Annotated in this window: 11 protein-coding genes; 10 read left to right on the forward strand and 1 reads right to left on the reverse strand. The window is 69.6% G+C overall.

Translation table 11 applies throughout. From position 1 onward, the window contains the following. Positions 1 to 87: 87 nt before the first annotated feature. From recR to QMK28_RS01095, 7 genes are all read left to right on the forward strand, one after another. Positions 88 to 687 carry a recombination mediator RecR gene (gene recR, locus QMK28_RS01065; RefSeq protein WP_326435008.1) on the forward strand — a complete coding sequence of 200 codons (600 nt, stop codon included), beginning with the start codon at positions 88 to 90 and terminating at the stop codon, positions 685 to 687. Further along, complete coding sequence (locus QMK28_RS01070; RefSeq protein WP_326435009.1) at positions 680 to 1483, forward strand: DUF5063 domain-containing protein; 804 nt, start codon at positions 680 to 682, stop codon at positions 1481 to 1483. Before recR ends, QMK28_RS01070 begins: the two co-directional genes overlap by 8 nt. A gap of 262 nt (positions 1484 to 1745) precedes the next feature. Beyond that, complete coding sequence (locus QMK28_RS01075) at positions 1746 to 3014, forward strand: aspartate kinase (RefSeq protein ID WP_326435010.1); 1269 nt, start codon at positions 1746 to 1748, stop codon at positions 3012 to 3014. Beyond that, the gene (locus tag QMK28_RS01080; protein ID WP_326435011.1) at positions 3011 to 4078 is read left to right on the forward strand and encodes an aspartate-semialdehyde dehydrogenase; all 1068 of its coding nucleotides are present in this window, start codon (positions 3011 to 3013) and stop codon (positions 4076 to 4078) included. The genes QMK28_RS01075 and QMK28_RS01080 overlap by 4 nt, the downstream gene beginning before the upstream one ends. Positions 4079 to 4491: 413 nt before the next feature. Beyond that, entirely contained in the window at positions 4492 to 5067 is a 576-nt protein-coding gene (locus QMK28_RS01085; protein WP_326435012.1) for a SigE family RNA polymerase sigma factor, read from the forward strand. After that, the gene (locus tag QMK28_RS01090) at positions 5064 to 6278 is read left to right on the forward strand and encodes a DUF4232 domain-containing protein (protein WP_326435013.1); all 1215 of its coding nucleotides are present in this window, start codon (positions 5064 to 5066) and stop codon (positions 6276 to 6278) included. Before QMK28_RS01085 ends, QMK28_RS01090 begins: the two co-directional genes overlap by 4 nt. A 147-nt stretch (positions 6279 to 6425) precedes the next feature. Beyond that, positions 6426 to 7385 carry an SURF1 family protein gene (locus QMK28_RS01095; RefSeq protein WP_326435014.1) on the forward strand — a complete coding sequence of 320 codons (960 nt, stop codon included), beginning with the start codon at positions 6426 to 6428 and terminating at the stop codon, positions 7383 to 7385. Here QMK28_RS01095 and QMK28_RS01100 read toward each other — a convergent pair. Next, positions 7288 to 9108: a S9 family peptidase gene (locus tag QMK28_RS01100; protein ID WP_326435125.1), complete on the reverse strand. Its 1821-nt coding sequence runs from the start codon at positions 9106 to 9108 to the stop codon at positions 7288 to 7290. The genes QMK28_RS01095 and QMK28_RS01100 overlap by 98 nt on opposite strands. 295 nt (positions 9109 to 9403) lie before the next feature. Between QMK28_RS01100 and pglW the strand changes: the two genes are divergently transcribed. From pglW to pglX, 3 genes are all read left to right on the forward strand, one after another. Beyond that, positions 9404 to 13822 carry a BREX system serine/threonine kinase PglW gene (pglW, locus tag QMK28_RS01105; RefSeq protein ID WP_326435015.1) on the forward strand — a complete coding sequence of 1473 codons (4419 nt, stop codon included), beginning with the start codon at positions 9404 to 9406 and terminating at the stop codon, positions 13820 to 13822. A gap of 517 nt (positions 13823 to 14339) precedes the next feature. Continuing rightward, a complete protein-coding gene (locus tag QMK28_RS01110) occupies positions 14340 to 15233 on the forward strand; it encodes a helix-turn-helix transcriptional regulator (protein WP_326435016.1) in 894 nt (297 codons plus the stop codon). A gap of 498 nt (positions 15234 to 15731) precedes the next feature. Beyond that, on the forward strand, positions 15732 to 19436 hold the full coding sequence (pglX, locus tag QMK28_RS01115; RefSeq protein ID WP_326435017.1) for a BREX-2 system adenine-specific DNA-methyltransferase PglX: 3705 nt from the start codon (positions 15732 to 15734) through the stop codon (positions 19434 to 19436). Positions 19437 to 19478: the final 42 nt, after the last annotated feature.

The following is a 19478-nucleotide window of genomic DNA, read 5'->3' on the forward strand; positions in this document are numbered from 1 at the left end:
GCCGGAAACGCACCGAGCAAGCGCGGTAGCCACCGCAAGCAAGCGGAACAAATAGACAAATAGACAAGCAGAAGGGAACGGCGCTCCGTGTACGAAGGCGTAGTTCAGGACCTCATCGACGAACTGGGCAGGCTGCCCGGCGTCGGTCCCAAGAGCGCGCAGCGGATCGCCTTCCACATCCTGCAGGCCGAGCCGACCGATGTCCGTCGTCTCGCGCACGCGCTGACCGAGGTGAAGGCCCGAGTCCGGTTCTGCTCGGTGTGCGGCAATGTCGCGCAGGAGGAGCAGTGCCGGGTCTGTGCCGATCCGCGCCGCGACCGCACGGTGATCTGTGTGGTCGAGGAGCCGAAGGACGTCGTCGCGGTCGAGCGGACCCGAGAGTTCCGGGGCCGCTACCACGTGCTCGGCGGGGCGATCAGCCCCATCGAGGGCGTCGGCCCGGACGATCTGCGGATCAGAGAACTGCTGGCCAGGCTCGCGGACGGTGTCGTCACCGAGCTGATTCTCGCAACTGACCCCAACCTCGAAGGGGAGGCCACGGCCACGTACCTCGCGCGCATGATCAAGCCCATGGGCCTGAGAGTGACGCGACTGGCCAGCGGCCTGCCCGTCGGGGGCGACCTGGAGTACGCCGACGAGGTCACGCTTGGGCGTGCCTTCGAAGGGAGGAGGCTTCTCGATGTCTGACGCCAAGCTGCCTGACGCCAAGCGGTCCGGGACGACGCCGTCCGGGACCACGTCATCCGGGACGAAGTCGTCCGGGACCGCACCGTCCGGTACCGAACCGTCCGGGGCGAGCGTGCCCGAGACGAAGTCGTCCGGGGCCAAGCTGCCCGACACCTTGCAGGATCCGGACGATTTCGCGGTCCAGATCTCCGACCAGATCGAGAGCTTCCTCGTCGCCGTCACGGAAGTGGCGAAGGGCGATGAGCCCGGCAGCGCGGTTCCCTTCCTGCTGCTGGAGGTCTCGCAGCTGCTCCTCGCCGGCGGCCGGCTGGGCGCGCACGAGGACTTCCTCCCGGAGGAGCGCTACGAGACGGACACCGGCCCGGAGCCGGACGTCGACGAGCTGCGCGAGCGGTTCGCGGAGCTGCTGGAGCCCGCCGACGTCTACTCCGAGCTGTTCGACCCGTACGAGCCGCGCAGCGCGCCCGTCGCCTGCCGCATCTCGGACGACCTCGCCGACATCATGACCGACCTGCGCCACGGGATGGCCCACTACCGGGCCGGCCGCGTCAGCGAGGCGCTGTGGTGGTGGCAGTTCTCCTACTTCTCCAACTGGGGCCCGAGCGCTTCCGCCGCGCTCCGCGCTCTGCAGTCGCTGCTCGCCCATATCCGCAACGAGACGCCGCTCGGCGAGCTCGACGGCCTCGACACGGACGCCGCCGCCAACGGCGACGAAGAGGACCTGGCCGAGGCGGCGGGCAAGGTGATGGCCGAGGAGATCGGCATCCCGCTGGGGTTGCGCACCCCGGCCAACTGATCTTCGTCCGGTGGGGCCGCCCCGCGTCCCACCGGACCCTCCACCGCACCCCTCACCTCTGTGACCTGGCTTACGTTCCGTGTGCGCTGCCCGGAAGGGGGCAGGGTACGCCGCTGAGCAGGTACGTCCGGTGAAGATCACCTAGTGGGCCAGATGTCTCACGATGCGGTATTGGCCGGACCTATTCCGCCTGCTCGTTAGACTGAGACGACCGCAGGATCCTTGTCGGGGTTCCCGGAAGACAGAGTTGCGAGGAGCGCACGTGGGCCTTGTCGTGCAGAAGTACGGCGGCTCCTCCGTTGCGGATGCCGAAGGCATCAAGCGCGTCGCCAAGCGAATCGTCGAAGCCAAGAAGAACGGCCACCAAGTGGTCGTCGTGGTTTCGGCGATGGGCGACACGACGGACGAGTTGATCGATCTCGCTGAGCAGGTATCTCCGATCCCCGCCGGGCGCGAGTTCGACATGTTGCTGACCGCCGGAGAGCGGATCTCCATGGCGCTATTGGCGATGGCGATCAAAAACCTCGGGCACGAGGCGCTGTCGTTCACCGGCAGCCAGGCAGGTGTCATCACCGACTCGGTCCACAACAAAGCGCGGATCATCGACGTCACGCCGGGCCGCATCCGTGATGCGCTCGACCAGGGCGCGGTGGCGATCGTGGCCGGATTCCAGGGTGTCTCGCAGGCGAAGAAGGACATCACCACGCTCGGCCGGGGCGGCTCCGACACCACCGCGGTGGCGTTGGCGGCGGCTCTGAACGCCGAGGCGTGCGAGATCTACACCGACGTGGACGGCGTTTACACCGCCGACCCGCGGGTGGTGAAGAAGGCTCGCAAGATCGACGAGATCGCGTTCGAGGACATGCTCGAACTCGCGGCGAGCGGCTCGAAGGTGCTGCTGCACCGCTGCGTCGAGTACGCCCGTCGTTACAACATGCCCATCCACGTCCGGTCGTCGTTCTCCGGCCACGTGGGCACCTGGGTGCGCAACCAGCCCGAAGGAGCAGGTATGGAGCAGGCGATCATCTCCGGTGTCGCTCACGACACGTCCGAGGCCAAGGTCACGGTCGTGGGAGTGCCCGACAAGCCGGGGGAGGCCGCAGCCATCTTCCGGGCGATCTCGGACGCCGAGGTCAACATCGACATGGTGGTGCAGAACGTCTCCGCCGCCTCCACCGGGCTGACCGACATCTCCTTCACCCTCCCCAAGAGCGAGGGCCGCAAGGCGACGGACGCCCTGGAGCGCGTCAAGCCGGTCATCGGCTTCGAGTCGCTGCGCTACGACGACCAGATCGCCAAGATCTCGCTGGTCGGCGCGGGCATGAAGACGAACCCGGGCGTCACCGCCACCTTCTTCGAAGCGCTGGCCGACGCGGGGGTCAACATCGAGCTCATCTCGACCTCCGAGATCCGCATCTCGGTCGTGACGCGCGAAGATGTGGTCAAGGACGCGGTCCGAGCGGTGCACACCGCCTTCGGACTGGACAGCGAGAACGACGAAGCCGTCGTATACGGAGGCACTGGCCGATGACCGGCAGCGATACCCGCAAGCCCACCCTGGCTGTCGTCGGCGCGACCGGTGCCGTCGGCACCGTGATGCTTGGCATCCTGACGGAGCGCGCGAACGTCTGGGGCGAGATCCGACTCATCGCCTCCGCCCGCTCGGCCGGCAAGAAGCTGTCCGTGCGCGGCGAAGAGGTCGAGGTCATCGAGCTCAGCGAAGAGGCCTTCGAAGGCGTCGACGTCGCGATGTTCGACGTGCCGGACGAGGTCTCGGCGAAGTGGGCGCCGATCGCCGCCGCCAAGGGCGCGGTCGCCGTGGACAACTCCGGCGCCTTCCGGATGGACCCGGAAGTCCCGCTGGTGGTCCCCGAGGTCAACTCGCACGCGGCTCGGGTCCGGCCGCGCGGCATCATCTCCAACCCGAACTGCACGACGCTCTCGATGATCGTCGCGATGGGCGCGCTGCACGCCGAGTTCGGCCTCTCCGAGCTCATCGTCTCCTCGTACCAGGCCGTCTCCGGCTCGGGCAAGGAAGGCATCGACGCCCTGCGCGACCAGCTCACCAAGGTCGCCGGCACGGATCTGGGCACCCACCCGGGCGACGTGCGCCGGGCGATCGGCGACACCGGCCCGTACCTGGCGCCCATCGCGCTGAACGTGGTGCCGTTCGCCGGCTCGCTCCAGGAGGGCGGCTGGACCTCGGAAGAGCTCAAGGTCCGCAACGAGTCCCGCAAGATCCTGGGCCTGCCGAACCTCCGGGTCACCGCGACCTGCGTACGCGTCCCGGTGATCACCACGCACTCGCTGACCGTGCACGCGCGCTTCGAGAACGAGGTGACCGTCGCCAAGGCGCACGAGATCCTCAGCAGCGCGCCGGGCGTGGTGCTGTGCGACAACCCGGCCGAGGGCGAGTTCCCGACCCCCGCCGACGTCGTCGGCACCGACCCGACCTGGGTCGGCCGGGTGCGCCGCTCGATGGACGACCCGTGCGCGCTCGAACTCTTCGTGTGCGGCGACAACCTCCGTAAGGGCGCGGCGCTCAACACCGCGCAGATCGCGGAAGTCGTCGCGGCGGAGCTGGCCGGGGTCTGATCGGGTGGCGACCGCCCGGTCGAGTCCCCGATTTTCGTGGAGTTTGTAAAGAAAATGTGATGAAGTGGTTGGTCCAGGCCACTTGAACTGGGTCAACGATCTGTTCGAAGATTCGCTCCCCGTCCTCTGCAACCGGCAGTGGGGCGGGGGGCGTCTTTGCTGCCGTCCCCTCAAGGGCACTGTAAGTACTGGGGCATTGGGGAAGAGCAGGTACGCATGGTGGCATCCAGCGCATACGACGCATCGGGAAACGCGATGCCTTGCGCGTACAACCCTGACGGGGGGAAACGTGTCAAACATGCGTGGCAGAGGCAGTGGCAGAATTCGGCATCGCGGCGGCGCCAGGGCTGCAAGGGCTCTCGGGTCAGGGCGGCACGACAGTGCGCCCGCGTCGCTCCCGCACGTCCGGTGGCATGCCGGTGATCGCGCCCTGGACCGGCGCGCGTCCCGCTCAGGTTCCCTCCCAGCCCGGGGACACTGAAGAGGCAATGACAGCGGGCACCACAGTCGATCACCTCACCGAGACCTACCGCGCTCACTACCGTTCACTGCTCGGTCTCGCCGCCCTGCTCCTCGACGACACCGCCTCGTGCGAAGACGTCGTCCAAGAGGCCTTCATACGCGTGCACTCCGCCCGTAACCGGGTCCGCGACCGTGAGAAGACCCTTGCCTACCTGCGGCAGACCGTCGTCAACCTGTCCCGCTCCGCGCTGCGCCGTCGCATCCTCGGGCTGAAGCTGCTCTCCAAGCCGATGCCCGACATGGCGAGTGCCGAGGAGGGGGCGTACGACCTGTTGGAGCGCGACCAATTGATCAAGGCGATGCGCGGTCTGCAGCGTCGGCAGCGCGAAGTCCTCGTGCTGCGCTATTTCGCCGACATGACCGAGGCCCAGGTGGCCACGACGCTCGGGATATCCCTGGGGTCGGTCAAGGCGTACGGGTCGCGCGGCATCGCGGCGCTCCGCATCGCCATGGAGGCCCCGGTATGAGTCCCGGCAAGAGCGGCAGGCAGCGCGAGCCGCGGCCCGAGGGCGAGCGGTTTCCCGAGGGCGAGCGGCGTCCCGAGGGGGAACCGAGCGCGGCGGACGTGGCGAGTGAGCGGGACGGGTTGAACGTGCCGGACGAGGCGGACGAAGCGCGGGCGGCGACCGAGCCTCCCCCTGCCGGAGGCGAGCCCTCTGTCGGCGGCGGGCCTTCCGGCCTGGATCACGTTGACGAGGACGGCCTGCGACGGCTCTTCCAGGGCGTCGTACAGGACATCGAACCCTCCCCCGACACCCTGGAGCACCTGCGGCGCGCCGTCCCGGCCCGCCGGACGCGCCGACGGCACGCGTTGGTCGGCGCGGCGGCGGCGGCGCTGCTCGCCGGTACGGCCGTGCCCGCCCTGGTGCATGTGGCGAACACCGGCGAGGGCCCGAACGATCACCCCGCCAACGCGGCCAGCAGCCGGCGGACCCACGGTGCCGCCGAGGGGCCCGGCGAGAGCGGCGCGGGCAAGGACGGCAAGAAGCCGTCCGACAAGGAGACCAAAGGCAGCAAGAAGGACGAGCGCAAGAAGGACAAGGGCGAGAAGCACGGCCCCGGCCGCGCGACCGGCGGCACCGGCAGCACCGATCCGTCCAGCACGATGGCGGCCACCTCGCCGAGCTGTTCACGCGACCAGCTCGGCAACGGCAGCGGCTCGGCGGCCCCGGCGGACGCCGAGGGCCGGGTCTACGGCACCTTCCGTGTCGTCAACACCTCCGGTGACAACTGCACGGTCGACGGCGCGGGCGCTGTCGGCGTCAGCACGATGGGCAGCGCCGAGGCATCCCGTATCCAGGTCGTCGACCACACGGCGGGCGACGCGGCGACCGGACTGCCCGACACGGCGCCGGGCCAGGTGATCCTCCAGCCCGGCCAGGCGTACGAGGTGAAGTTCGCCTGGATCCCGGCGGACGGCGGCGGCGCCAGCGGCTGCGACAGCCCCGGCCCGACGCCCACCCCGGGCGCTTCGGAGGGCACCACCGACGGTACGGCCTCGGAGCCGGCCGGCGACGGCGGAACCGGCGACGGCGGCGAGACGGGCGGCGGACAGCCGCCGGCCACCGTTGTGCTCAGCCATACGCCGGAGGTGGGGCAGCCCTCGGCGGCGGACGCCACCATCCCGGACGCCTGCGCGGGGACGATCTACCGCACGGGAGTGCTGGCGGCGCCGTGAGGGGTCGAGCCGGCCGCGGGGCGGGCCGCGGGGGCGGCCACAGCTTCGGCCGGGGCGCTCGCGGCGCTTGACGCGGTCTTCAAGGATGCGGCGTTCAAAGGGTGGGGCGGCTCCGTCGGGGCGGAGCCGCCCCCGTACCGTTGGGGTGTGTACCGGTTTCTGCTGACCCCGCGTTGGTGGGGAATCAACGTCTTCGTCGTGCTGGCGATCCCGTTCTGCCTGTTCATGGGCAGCTGGCAGCTCAGCCGCTTCGAGGCGCGGGTCGAGTCCCACAAGGCGGCCGAGGACCGTCCCGACCCGGCGAAGGCGCGGGCCGAGCCGCTGCGGGACCTGCTGCCGGTCACCCAGGACACCTCGGGACGCACCGCCTCCGCCACCGGCCGCTACGACGCCCGGCACCAACTGCTCGTCCCGGACCGGCAGCTCGACGAGAAGCGCGGCTACTACGTGCTCACCCTGCTCCGGATCGACGGCGCCGAGGCGCTGCCGGTGGTACGCGGCTGGCTGCCCGGCGACGCCAACCGCGCGAAGGCTCCCGCACCGCCCTCCGGCCGGGTGAGCGTGAGCGGCGCCCTGCAGGCCACCGAGAGCCAGAACACCGACGGGGTGCAGCCGAGCGCCGGCCTGCCGAGCGGGCAGCTCGGCATGATCAACGCGGCGTCGCTGGTCAACCTGGTGCCGTACCAGGTGTCCGACGCGTGGATCACGCTCCACAGGACCACCGACGGGATGCACCCGGTCCCGCCCGCCGCCGCACCCGGCAGCGGGCTGGACCTCAAGGCGTTCCAGAACCTCGGCTACACCGGTGAGTGGTTCGTCTTCGCGGGCTTCGTCGTCTTCATGTGGTTCCGCCTCATCCGCCGCGAGACGGAAGCCGCGCGCGACCTCGCGCTGGGCCTCGTCCCGGATGACCCGGCGGCCCCCACCGCGCCCACTGCCGCCCCCGCACCCGCTACGCCCCCCTCCCAGCGCTCCGCCGACTCGGCTGTCGGCCCGGCTATCGGCGCGGCTACTGGACCGGCTGGTGACTCGCCCGCTGACTCGGCTGACCCGGCTGACTCGGTACATGCCGCTGCGCGAAATCCAGCTCCAAACGGAGCTGCTTGATCCGCTCCTCGACCACGAGTGAGCCATGCCCCGCGTCGTACCGGTACACCTCGTGCGGCGCCCCGCGAGCGGCCAGCCGGTCCACGTAGTTCTCGACCTGCTGGATCGGGCAGCGCGGGTCGTTGACGCCCGCCGAGATGTAGACCGGCGCGCGGACGGCGTCCACGTACGTCAGCGGGGAGGACGCCGCGAAGCGCTCCGGGACTTCCTCCGGGGCGCCGCCCAGCAGCGTGCGGTCCATCGCCTTCAGCGCCTCCATCTCGTCGTGGTACGCCGTGACGTAGTCGGCGACCGGCACGGCCGCGAGGCCCACCGCCCACGCTTCCGGCTGAACGCCCAGCCCCAGCAGCGTCAGATAGCCGCCCCAGGAGCCGCCGGCCAGCACCAGCCGCTCGGGGTCGGCCAGCCCGCTGGAGACCGCCCACTCACGGACGGCCGCGATGTCCTCCAGCTCGATCAGCCCGATCCGGTGCTTGAGCGCGTCCGTCCACTCCCGGCCGTACCCGGTCGAGCCCCGGTAGTTGACCCGGACGACCGCGAAGCCGTGGTCCACCCAAGCGGCCGTCGCCGAGGTGAAGCCGTCGCTGTCGTGCCAGGTGGGGCCGCCGTGGATGTCGAAGACGGTCGGGAACGGCCCCTCGCCCGCGGGCTTCTGCACCAGGGCGTGCACCGTGCCGCCCGGTCCCTCGACCCAGGCGTCGGAGACCGGCACGGACGGCGGTGCCTTGAAGCCGGGCGGGTCCAGCACGACGCGGCCGGTGGTGGAGCGGACCTCCGGCGGGTGCGCGGCCGACGACCACAGGAACTCGACGCTGCCGTCGGGCCGCGCCGTGGCTCCTGAAACGGTCCCGGACGGCGTATCGACCTTCACCAGCGAGGCGTCCGCCAACTCGTAGCGCCACAGCTCGCTGCGTGCCTGGAAGTCGTGCTCGATGAGCAGCGCGGTGCCGTCCGGATACCACTGGGCGCCGACGTCTCCCGGCAGTTCGATGGCGAGCGCGCTCTCCTCGCCGGTCTCCGGATTCCAGATCATCGGCTCCCAGCGCCCGCGCCGCTGGTGCCCGATGAGCAGCCGGGCGTCGCCGGCCACCGGAGCGAACCCCATGATCGTCAGGCCGAGCTCCTCGGTCCCGCCCTTGGTGTCGTCCATCTCCGCGACCAGCGAACCGTCCAGCCGCACGACGCGCAGCGCCGAGTGCATCGCGTCGCCGTGCTCGGTGTGCTCGAAGGCGATCAGGGCGGAGTCGTGCGACAGATCGCCGACCCCGGCGGACTCCCGGTGCCGGTAGATCTCGACGGGCGCCGCGTCCGCCGCCCCGGCCCGTACGACGTGGATCGTGGAGCCGTCGTCGTCCGTGGACCGCCCGATGACCACCGTGCCGTCCCGGCCCAGCGCCAGCCCGGCCGGATACGAGGCGGCCAGCCCGGCGAGAGCCGGCTTGTCGGCGCCCCCGCCGAATGGCTGCCGCATCCAGACCCCGAACTCGTCCCCATCGGTGTCGGAGAACCACCAGAGCGACTCGCCGTCCGGCGTCAGCACCCCGTCCGTCGTACCGTGCGGCCGGTCCGTGGCCTGCCGCTGCGCGCCGGTCGCCCGGTCCCACGCGTACAGCTCGAAGGTCCCCGTCGCATTCGATACGAACAACGACCGGTCCGGCGCGTCCTGGGCCCACTCGGGCAGCCCCACCCGCGGAGCTCTGAACCGCTTTTCCCAGTCGGGCATGGAGGCAGTGGGTGCGGTGAGTGCGGTGAGTGCGGTGGGTGCGGTGGAGGCAGCGGATGCAGTGGTCTCGTCAGTCATGGCCCCATTCTGCGCCGACCGGTCCCGAACGCGCCGCCGGCCCCGTGAGCCTGTGGATAACCTCCCGCGAGCCTTGGATCGACGAAACCCCGGCGCCTACCCGGACTTGAACACTTCGGCCCGCTCCAACACCGCCACGCGGAGCGATCCCCGCAAGGTAAGGTCGGCCAGGGATTTCGCACACGCAGAACGCGATGGACACCGCGGAGGTCGGACCGTGACGGCAGCAGCAAGGCCTCCGGCCTCCAGGCCCGGACCGCCGCGTCCGGCACAGCACTGGTTCCAGGAGCGGCCTTCCCCGTACACGTGGGAGCAGGACGCTCTCGACCATGTACAGCGCCTCATGCCGGCCGCCGAGCCCTACCGCGCCTGGGCCACCTTCTCCTTCACCGCCCAGTCCGGCCGCATCAACGAGTGCGACCTGCTCATCGCGGTGCCTGCGGGCCTCTATCTCGTCGAAATCAAGAGCCACCCCGGCAGGCTCAAGAACACCGGCTCCACCTGGAACTTCCGCGGCCCCGACCGCACACGGACGATCAACAACCCGCTGCACCTGAACGACATGAAGTCGAAGGAGCTCAAGAGCCAGCTGCAGTGGGCCGCCCGCAAGCTCGGCATGAACGACCGGTCACTGCCCCGCGTGGAGCCGGCCGTCTTCCTCTCCGCCACCGATCTCGAAAGTCACCTCGACGAGATCCAGCGCATCAAGGTCTACGGCCGCGACGACGGCGCGAGCGGACTCAAGCGCATCTGGCAGGACTTCCTCGGTCTGCCGCCGGAGCGGCCCGAGCGACGCATCAAGCCCGAGTTCTCCCAGCACGCCCTGCCGCAGCTGCTCAAGACGATCGGCATCCGGCAGTCCACCGCACACCTGCGCTTCGGCGACGCGTGGAAGCTGCAGCCGCATCCGCTCGACGCCGGTACGTCCTGGGAGGACCGGCTCGCCACCCGCGACGACGGACTGGTCCAGGGCGAGGGCCGCGTCCGTATCTACCTGGTCAGCCAGCAGGCCGCCGACGCCGCGAAGAGGTCCACCGACCGGGCGGCCCGCCGCGAGTACCAGGTCCTGCAGGGCATCAATCACCGCGGCATCGCGGCCGCCGTCGAGATCCGCGAGCACCAGGGCGGACCGGCGATCCTCTTCCACCACCGCCACACCGACCTGCGCCTGGACCAGTACCTGGACGCATACGGCGGCCGGCTCACCCCGGAAATGCGCCTCGACCTCGTACGGCAGCTCGCCGAAGCGGTCCGCTACGCCCACAACCGCTCGCTCTACCACCGCGCCCTGGCCGCCCGTTCCATCTACGTCTCGTTCCACCGGGACGGCTCCCGCCCCGAGCTGCGGATCACCGACTGGCAGACCGCGGCCCGCGATTTCGACACCAACGCGACGGTCCTGCGCTCCATCGGCGGCTCCTCCCTCGACGGGTCCCTGATCGAGGACGCCGCCCAGAACTATCTCGCTCCCGAGACCGACCAGCCCTTCGCGGACCCCGCGGACCTGGACGTTTTCGGGCTCGGAGCGGTCTCGTACCTGATCCTCACCGGGCAGCCGCCCGCCCCGCAGCGCAGCGGGCTGCTGGAGCGGCTGCGTACCGACTCGGGGCTGCGCCTGTTCGCCGTGGCCGACGGATTCTCCGACGCCATGGACCGGCTGGTCTTCGAGTCCACCCGGTCCGACGTCAGCGACCGGCTCGGCTCCGCGGACCGCTTCATCGACCTCCTCGACGAGGCCGAGCAGGCCGGCATCGTCCCGGAGACCGCCTCGGTCGCGGGCGTCGATCCGCTCGTCGCGCTGCCCGGCCAGTCACTCGACGCCGAGTGGTCCGTACGCCGCGTCCTGGGCACCGGCGCGACCGCCCGAGCCGTGCTCGTCGAGCGCGGCATCGAGGACGAGGACGGCGAGACCCTCGTCCAGGAGCACGTCTTCAAGGTCGCGCTCGACGAGGAGAAGGCCGAGCGACTGCGCGCCGAGGCCCGCGCTCTGCAACAGGTCGGCGGCGGTGTGGTGGTCCAGCTGCGCGGCGAGGGGCTGCGTGAACTGGGCGGGCGTACCGTCCTGGAGCTGGAGTACGCGGGCGAGCAGTCCCTCGGCGCCAGACTGCGCGGAGCGGGCAAGCTCTCGCACCATGAGCTGGAGCGTTTCGGCGGCGACCTGTTCACCGCGCTCGACCAGCTCGCGGCCAAGGGCGTACGCCACCGTGACCTGAAGCCGGACAACTTCGGTCTCTACCGGCGCAAGGACCGCACCTGGCAGCTGATGCTGTTCGACTTCTCCCTCGCCGACGCCTCGGACCGCGACATCAAGGCCGGCACCCGCGGCTACCTCGACCCCTTCCTCGGGTCCGTCCGCCGTGCGCACTACGACGACCAGGCCGAGCGGTACGCCGCCGCAGTCACCCTGCACGAGATGGCAGGCGGCGAGCGGCCCGTCTGGGGCGACGGCCGGACCGATCCGCTCACCGTCGAGGACGCCGAACTCGACGTCGCCACCGAGCTGTTCGAGCCCGCCCTCCGTGACGGGCTCACCGCCTTCTTCAGGCGTGCCCTGCACCGCGACACCGAGCATCGCTTCGACACCCTGCGCCAGATGCAGGACGCCTGGCGCGAGGTGTTCCGGTCCGCCGACTCCGAGAAGCCCACGACCACTCCGGCCACGGTCGGCGCGGCGGACGGCACCGCGGAAGAGGTACGGGACGCGCACGCCGCGGCGGCCGGCATGGAGACTCTGCTGGAAGCGGCCGGGCTGTCCTGGCGTGCTGTCTCGGTGGCCAATGGACTCGGCGCGACCACGGTCGGCGAGCTGCTCGATGTCCAGCCGTACGCGATCTCCAAGGCGAGGGGTGCGGGCGCGCTCGTACGCAGGGAGCTCAACCGGCGCCGCAAGCAGTGGGCCGCCGCACTGCGTGGGAATGCGGTCGGCGAGCCTCCGGCGCCGCAGCCCGCCGCCGCGCCCGCCGGACCGGACGCCGCCGAAGCCCGTACCCTGGCTGTCCTGTCGATAGACGAGATGGCGGCCCGGCTGACGCCGGTACAGGGGCGGAAGGGCTCCTATCGCTCCGACGCGGTCCGGTTGACCCTCGGCCTGCCCCCTGCGGACGGCGGCCTCTCGCCGCTCGGTTCGTGGCCGGTCCAGGCCCGTATCGCCGAGCGGCTCGGCATCAAGCAGACCTCCGTATCGAGTCACCACCGCAGCGAGACCAAGAAGTGGTGCGGCTTCGTCTGGCTCGCTCCGGTCCGGAAGGAGATCGTCGAGATCGTCGAGTCGACCGGCCGGGTGATGACCGCGCGGGAGCTCGCGGCCGAGCTGCGCGTACGCCACGGCGCGGGCAACGACACCCCTGAACGAACCCGCGCCAAGGCGCTCGCCGTCGTGCGGGCGGCGGTCGACGCGGAAGCATGGGGCGGCGATGTCGAGGCGGCGGGCGAACCGCGCCTGGCGGTACACCGCAGAGGTGACACGGTCCTGATCGCGGCGGAACCCCGTCTCGACACAGGCGACCCCAGCCCGAGCGTACTGGCGGGCTACGCCGCGGCACTCGGCGAGAGCGCCGAACGGCTGGCCCACAGGGAGCCGCTGCCGGGAAGGGCCGCGGTCGTCCGGGACCTGCGCGCGCTACCGATCCCGGAAGGGATGGTCCCACTCGCGGACACCCGCCTCGTCGCCCTGGGCGCAGCGGTCGCGCCCACGGCCGAGGTCACACCGCGGCTGGAGCTGTACCCGCGCGACCTGACGCTGGACCGGGCGCTGCGCATCTCACAAGTGGGCGCGGGGGTCCGCCGTGAGTACGGAATCGGCACCGAGGAACTGATCACGCGGCTGCGCGCCCGTTTCCCCGACCTCGACCTGCTCGCGGACGGTGCTCCCGAGCCGACCTACGTCGAGATGGAGGAGGCCCTCATCGAGGCGCGCTTCTCCCTCACCTACGACACCAAGCGGGAGCGGTTCTACCCGCCCGCCCTGGAAACGGCCGACACCGGAACCTCGACGGGCACGAGAACCAGTCCGCTCCCTCCCGCCGCACTGCCGGCCGCCGGCCGGGACCCGCACTCCGTCATCAAGGCCAAGCTCACCGCTGCCGCCCAGCGCGGCGGCTTCCTCGCCCTCGCGGTCAAGGGCACCCGCCTCCCGGGCGTCGCCGAGGCCGTGGCCGCCGCCCACCCGGTCGAGCGTGTCGACCTGGGCCGCGAATTCCTCGCGGAATTCCGCGACTTGGCGACGGAGCAGGGCCACGACTGGGAGAAGGTGCTGCGAGCCGACGCCGGCTCCGCCCCCGGCCGGATCAAGCCGGGCCTGGCCTCCTTCGCCCACGCGGTCTGGAACCGCGTCGAGCCCCGCCTGCTGGCCCGCGCCGCCACCCCCCGCACGGTCCTCTTCCTCCACGACGCGGGCCTGCTCGCCCGCTACTGGGACGAGGGCGGCCACGACCTCCTGGTACGCCTCCAGGGCGCGGCCCGCCGCCCCGCCGATGACCCGCACGGCCTGTGGCTCCTGTGCCCGGTGGAGACCCGCACCCAGGTCCCGCACCTGGACGGCCGGACGGTCGAGGTGATCGGCGGGGACGGCGAACGGGCTTATCTGGACAGCGCGTTCATCGATGATCTTCGGCGTGACGAGCGGCCTGGGGCTTGAGCGATGCCTGTTCGCGGACCTTGAGAGATCCCTGTGAGCGGGCCTGTAACCCGTACGAGTGAATCAATAAAGGATTGTCGGACCTGCGATGCACCCTTGCGCGTCGCTAGGGTGGTAACTCTCGTAATCGCTACGGAACTTGAGGGGGCTGCATGGTCGGCCGCGAACTGTCTCCAGCGTCTCATCCGAAGAAAGATGTCCGGGTAGTCCTGGAGAGACTCGTGGCCGCGGGCTGGACCTTGCGGAAAGCTGGCCACTGGGGTCGGCTCTACTGCCCGTGCGACGGCCTCTGCACGACCATGCCCGTTTCGGGTACGCCGCAGAATGCGGCCAGTGCCGCCCGGCGGATCGCCAACGTGGCGGCACGCTGTCCGCTGCCGCCCGGTGATCCCCGCAGACCGCCCCAGGGCGGTGTTGTCGGTTGACAACACCGGGGGATTGGCTGACCCTGAGTTCAGGGTAAGGCGAACCCCTGGCTCGGTGGTTCGCGAGAAGCGACCAGGGGAGCGAGAGCGCCGTGGAATACGAGTTCCTGTTTGTGGTTGAAGGCGTCTCGGTGGACGACGACGAGACCGTGGGAGTGATTTTTGACCAGTTCGACGGGCTTCTTGCCGTCGCGGCGGGCCAGACGCTCCTCAGCGTGAGCGAAACCGGCGATGCTCCGGTGGATGCGAGTCATCGGCTCGTCGCAAGGCTGCGTAGCGCCCTGCCAGGTATGCGGCTGCTCCGAACCGACCTGGAACTCGTGGGGATCGCGGACATCGCCGAGCGCACCGGGCGGACCCGGCAGAACGTCGCACAATGGGTCCGGGGAGAGCGGCAGGCCGACGACGAGACGCCCTTTCCACCCGCTGAGGGCACGGTCGGACGCTCCCTGGCGTGGCGCTGGGCCGAGGTGAACGGATGGCTGGAGCGGATCGGGGCCGGGGACGGAGTGGCTCGCCCCTCGCGTGACGAAGCGCTGATCATCGATTTGATGGTGCGGTCATGGCAGGACCAGCTCGCCGACGGAATGCCGCTCCTCAAGGTGGTCGCGGCGGATGACGACCGGGCCGAGGAGCGCCAGGCGGTCATGGCCGGCGTGGAAGGGCTCGCCCGTCAGCCGGAGATCATGCGGAAACTCGCCACGCTCCCTCGGAACGAGCCGCACAGGCTGGCCATCGTGTGCGCTGTGCTTCTGGATCGTCTGGAGGATGTGGTGAAGCAGCTCGGTCCCTACGACGTATCGGGAGTACTGGCGGTCATGACGGGAGAAGGGGAGCTTCATCTCACCTCGATCGCCGCAGTGCCGCTTCCGGGCGCTGTCCCCGTGGCGAGGCTCGGCCTGAGCGCACGGGCGACAGTGGGCGACCTCGTCCTGCTTCAGGCCAACGGCACCGTCGCACCGACCACGCCGCTTGCCCTCACCTGACCTCCAGGCGCCTCCGTGCACCTGACTCTTGTGGCTCCGCCACTTGGAGACGCTGGAGCAGCCTCGCGTGCTGGACAGCAGCGAGTTCGTCGGGCGTGGTGGGGGCAGGCCGGCCTGTGCCGCTGCGCCTGTTCTCCTGCATCCACCGACGTACGGCATCCCTGTCCTGGGGGTCAGGAAGCGGAGCCGGGGGCAGCAGCCCGGTTCCGCTGTCGTGCGGTGGCAGCGCGCCCATCCTGCCCCTCTCTCTCCCGATGTCGTGCCGGCGTGATGCTACCGGGAGTGATGATCTCGTTGCTGGGGGATTCCACGATTCGCACGACAGGGTGATGCGGGTCTTCGGGCCGGGCGCTGCCAGGGCTGCGGGCCCCGGACCGGAACGCCGGGGCCGGTGGGGCGGCTGAGCTGGCAGGATTGAGGATCGAGCCTGCCGGGGCAATGGCGGATGACGCAGCGCTGTGAGAGGGATGCAGAAGAGTGACGGTCACGGGTGCTGGTGTGGACGATGTAGCGCTGTTGAAGGACCTGAAGAAGCAGGTCACGGCGCTGGAGGACGACCTGCGGGAGCGCAGCGACTCCGTGGAGGAGTTCCGCGTCCGGCTGGAGGGTGAGTACCGGCAGGCCCGGGAGGCGAAGCGGACCGCGGCGACGTACGGGGCGTGGCGTGACGAGCGGGTCACGCAGGCCGCGGCGGCGTGGGTGCTGGCGTGCGTCTTCGTACGGTTCTGCGAGGACAACGGGCTGGTCGAGTCCCGGTTCCTGTCCGGCCCGGGGGAGGGGCTGGTGGAGGCGGAGGAGCGTCACGAGGCGTTCTTCCGGGAGAAGCCGCACCTCAACAACCGTGACTGGCTGATCGCGGCGTTCGAGCACCTCGCGGAGACGAACGAGACCGCGGCGGGCCTGTTCAGCCGTGAACACAATCCGCTGTGGGAACTCACGCCGAGCTACGAGGCCGCGACGGAGCTGCTCAGGTTCTGGCGGCGCTGGGGAGCGGACGGCGCGATCCGCTACGACTTCACCGACCCGGAGTGGGACACGCGGTTCCTGGGAGACCTCTACCAGGACCTGAGCGATCACGCACGCAAGACGTACGCGCTGCTGCAGACACCGGAGTTCGTGGAGGAGTTCATCCTCGACCTGACGCTGGAGCCGGCCATCGAGGAGTTCGGCCTCGACCCGGTGGGGGAGGGCCCGCAAGGCGAGGAGCGGCGGGGACTGCGGACCATCGACCCGGCGTGCGGGTCCGGGCACTTCCTGCTGGGGATCTTCGCGCGGCTGGTGGAGAAGTGGCGGGCGGCGGAGCCGGGGACGGACGACTGGGTGCTGGTGCGGCGGGCGCTGGAGTCGGTGCACGGCTGCGACAAGAACCCGTTCGCGGTGAACATCGCGCGGTTCCGGCTGCTGGTTGCGGCCATGCGGGCGGCGGGGGCGGGGCGGTTGGCGGACGCGCCGGCGTTTCCGGTCAATGTGGCGGTGGGGGACTCGCTGCTGCATGGGCGGGGGGCGGCGGGTATTCAGACGGACCTGGACACGCTCTTCGCGGAGATGGAGGAGGGCGGTTCCGGTGACGGGGGCGCCTTTGTCTATTCCACGGAGGATGTGGGGGAGTTCGCGCAGCGGGTGGACTTGCTGGGGCGGGGGTCGTATCACGTGGTGGTGGGGAATCCGCCGTACATTACGGTTAAGGATAAGCAGGAGAACGAGAATTATCGGAAGGCGTACGACGCTTGTTCGGGGAAGTACGCGTTGTCCGCGCCGTTCGCGCAGAGACTATTCGACCTCGCGGTGAAGGGTGCGGGCGGTGGCAGAGGCGGCGGTGGGTTTGTCGGGCAGATCACCGCGAATTCTTTCATGAAGCGGGAGTTCGGCAAGAAGCTGATCGAGGAGTTCTTTAGAGGCAGGGTTGAGCTTTCGCACGTTATTGACACGTCGGGGGCATATATCCCGGGGCATGGGACGCCGACGGTGATTCTGGTTGGGCGCAACCGGGTGCCCAGTCCAGACAGGACCGTACGGGCAGTGCTGGGAGTTCGGGGGGAGCCGTCGCAGCCGGAAGTTCCAGCGGATGGGGTTGTGTGGCGGGCGATCACTGAACAAGTGAATAAGCCGGGGAGCGAGTCGGAGTGGGTATCGGTTGAGGCTGCCCCGGCTGGAAGCTTTTCGTCGCACCCATGGTCGGTCAGCGGAGGTGGGGCGGGGGCTCTGCTGGAGCGTATTGAGTCTGCGTCGGCTCGACGACTGTCCTCCGGGACGGACTCGATGGGATTCCACGACATCCTGGGAGAGGATGACGTGTTCGCGGCCGACCATGTGCCGACACAGTGGAAGCAGATGTCGGCTCAATCGCGACAGTTGGTTACCGGGGATGTCCTGCGTGACTGGGATCACCGTGGTGCAGCAGTGCTCTGGCCGTACGAGGGACGGCAAGCCGATCAATCGCTGCAACGCACGCCATTGTTCTGGCCGTACCGCAGCACACTCCGGTCCGGCTTGACCTTTGGCAAGACCAGGGAAGACCGGGGGATGGCATGGCACGAGCACATCATGCTTTCGTGGGAGAGGACTGATGCTTCCTTCCTCCTAGCGTTTGCCTTTGTGGCGACGCATAACCACTTCGTGCTTGACCGGGGCGGGAAGGTGTTCAACCGTTCTGCTCCAGTGATCAAGCTGCCGGAGGGAGCGGGGGAGGATCGACACCTGGAGTTGCTGGGGGTGCTGAATTCGTCGACGGCTTGCTTCTGGTTGAAGCAGGTATGTCACGACAAGGGGAGCCAGTCAGGGACTGGTGGATTCATGCATGACGAATGGGAACGTTTCTATGAGTTCACTGGTACCAAGCTGCAAGAGTTTCCATTGCCTGAGCGGATGCCGCTCATCTTGGGACGTGTCCTTGATTCACTCGCGCAGGAACTGATGCTGGGTGAGCCATCGGCCGTGTGCGGGGCCGGGAATCCCTCACGCGGCGCGCTTGATGAAGCTCGCTCCGAGTGCACCCGCGCCCGCCACCGCATGATTGCGTTGCAGGAGGAGCTGGACTGGCAGGTGTATGGCATGTACGGGCTTCTCAGCGAGCAAGAGACTCATCGGGTCACGGATCCATCCCCTGCGGCAGCCGCCATCCCAGAAGTGAGGCTTGGGGAGAGGGCGTTCGAGATCGTGCTCGCTCGCAACGTGACTGCACGGGAGACCGAGACGGTTTGGTTCGAGCGGCATGAGTCGACGCCGGTCACTGAGATCCCGACCCGCTGGCCGGACTGGTACCGGGAGATCGTCCAAGCCCGCATCAACCTCATCGAGAGCCGCAAGGACATCGCCCTCATCGAGCGGCCCGAGTGCAAGCGACGCTGGGCATCCGAGCCGTGGGAGAAGAAGGAGAAGGCGGCCCTCCGCACCTGGCTGCTCGACCGCATCGAGGACCCCAGCCTTTGGTTTGCCCTGCGCGACGGGGTGAAGCAGCCCCTTCCCCTCACCGTCAGCCAGCTCGCCGACGCCCTTCGCGATGACGCTGACTTCAACTCCGTTGCACAGCTCTACGCGACCGACCACCTCGGTAAGCCCGACCTGCCCCTCGCACAGGTCCTCGCCGAGATCGCCGCCGACGAGCACGTCCCGTACCTCGCAGCCATGCGCTACAAAGATTCCGGCCTCCGCAACCGCGAGCAGTGGGAGCGGGTATGGGAGTTGCAGCGCGACGAGGACCGCACAGGCGAACGGCTCGACATCGCCGTACCGCCGAAGTACAACTCCGCCGACTTCCTCAAGCCGTCCTACTGGTCGCACCGGGGCAAGCTCGACGTGCCCAAGGAGCGGTTCATCTCCTACCTGGAGGCGAGCCCCGACGCCGACTCGACCGTCCTGCTCGGCTGGGCAGGCTGGGATCACAAGGACCAGGCGCAGGCGTTGATCAACCTGATCGAGGACCGTCAGGAGCAGGCCGGCTGGAGCACGGATCGGGTCAAGCCGCTGCTCGCCGGGCTTCAGGAGGTCTTGCCGTGGGTGCGGCAGTGGCACGGTGAGTACGACGCCGAGTGGGAGGGCGTCCCGGCTGACGAGTGCGAGGCGTACCTCGAAGAGCAGCGGGCCAAGCACCAGGTCGGTTCGGCCGACCTGAAGGCATGGCGACCGGAGAAGAAGACGCGCGGTCGAAAGGCTGCCGCGCCGAAGACGAAGGCCGTCGAACAGCCCGCGCTCGACGCGGAGTAGTCCGCACAGGCAGGTGGGGCGTACTGGAGGTTCCCGGTACGC

The organism is Streptomyces sp. H27-D2, assembly GCF_035828615.1.
GTDB lineage: Bacteria > Actinomycetota > Actinomycetes > Streptomycetales > Streptomycetaceae > Streptomyces.

Coding starts and splice junctions, on each gene's coding strand:
- QMK28_RS01070 (WP_326435009.1), top strand. CDS start 680: ATGTCTGACGCCAAGCTGCCTGACGCCAAGCGGTCCGGGACGACGCCG.
- QMK28_RS01080 (WP_326435011.1), top strand. CDS start 3,011: ATGACCGGCAGCGATACCCGCAAGCCCACCCTGGCTGTCGTCGGCGCG.
- QMK28_RS01085 (WP_326435012.1), top strand. CDS start 4,492: ATGCCGGTGATCGCGCCCTGGACCGGCGCGCGTCCCGCTCAGGTTCCC.
- QMK28_RS01090 (WP_326435013.1), top strand. CDS start 5,064: ATGAGTCCCGGCAAGAGCGGCAGGCAGCGCGAGCCGCGGCCCGAGGGC.
- QMK28_RS01100 (WP_326435125.1), bottom strand. CDS start 9,108: ATGCCCGACTGGGAAAAGCGGTTCAGAGCTCCGCGGGTGGGGCTGCCC.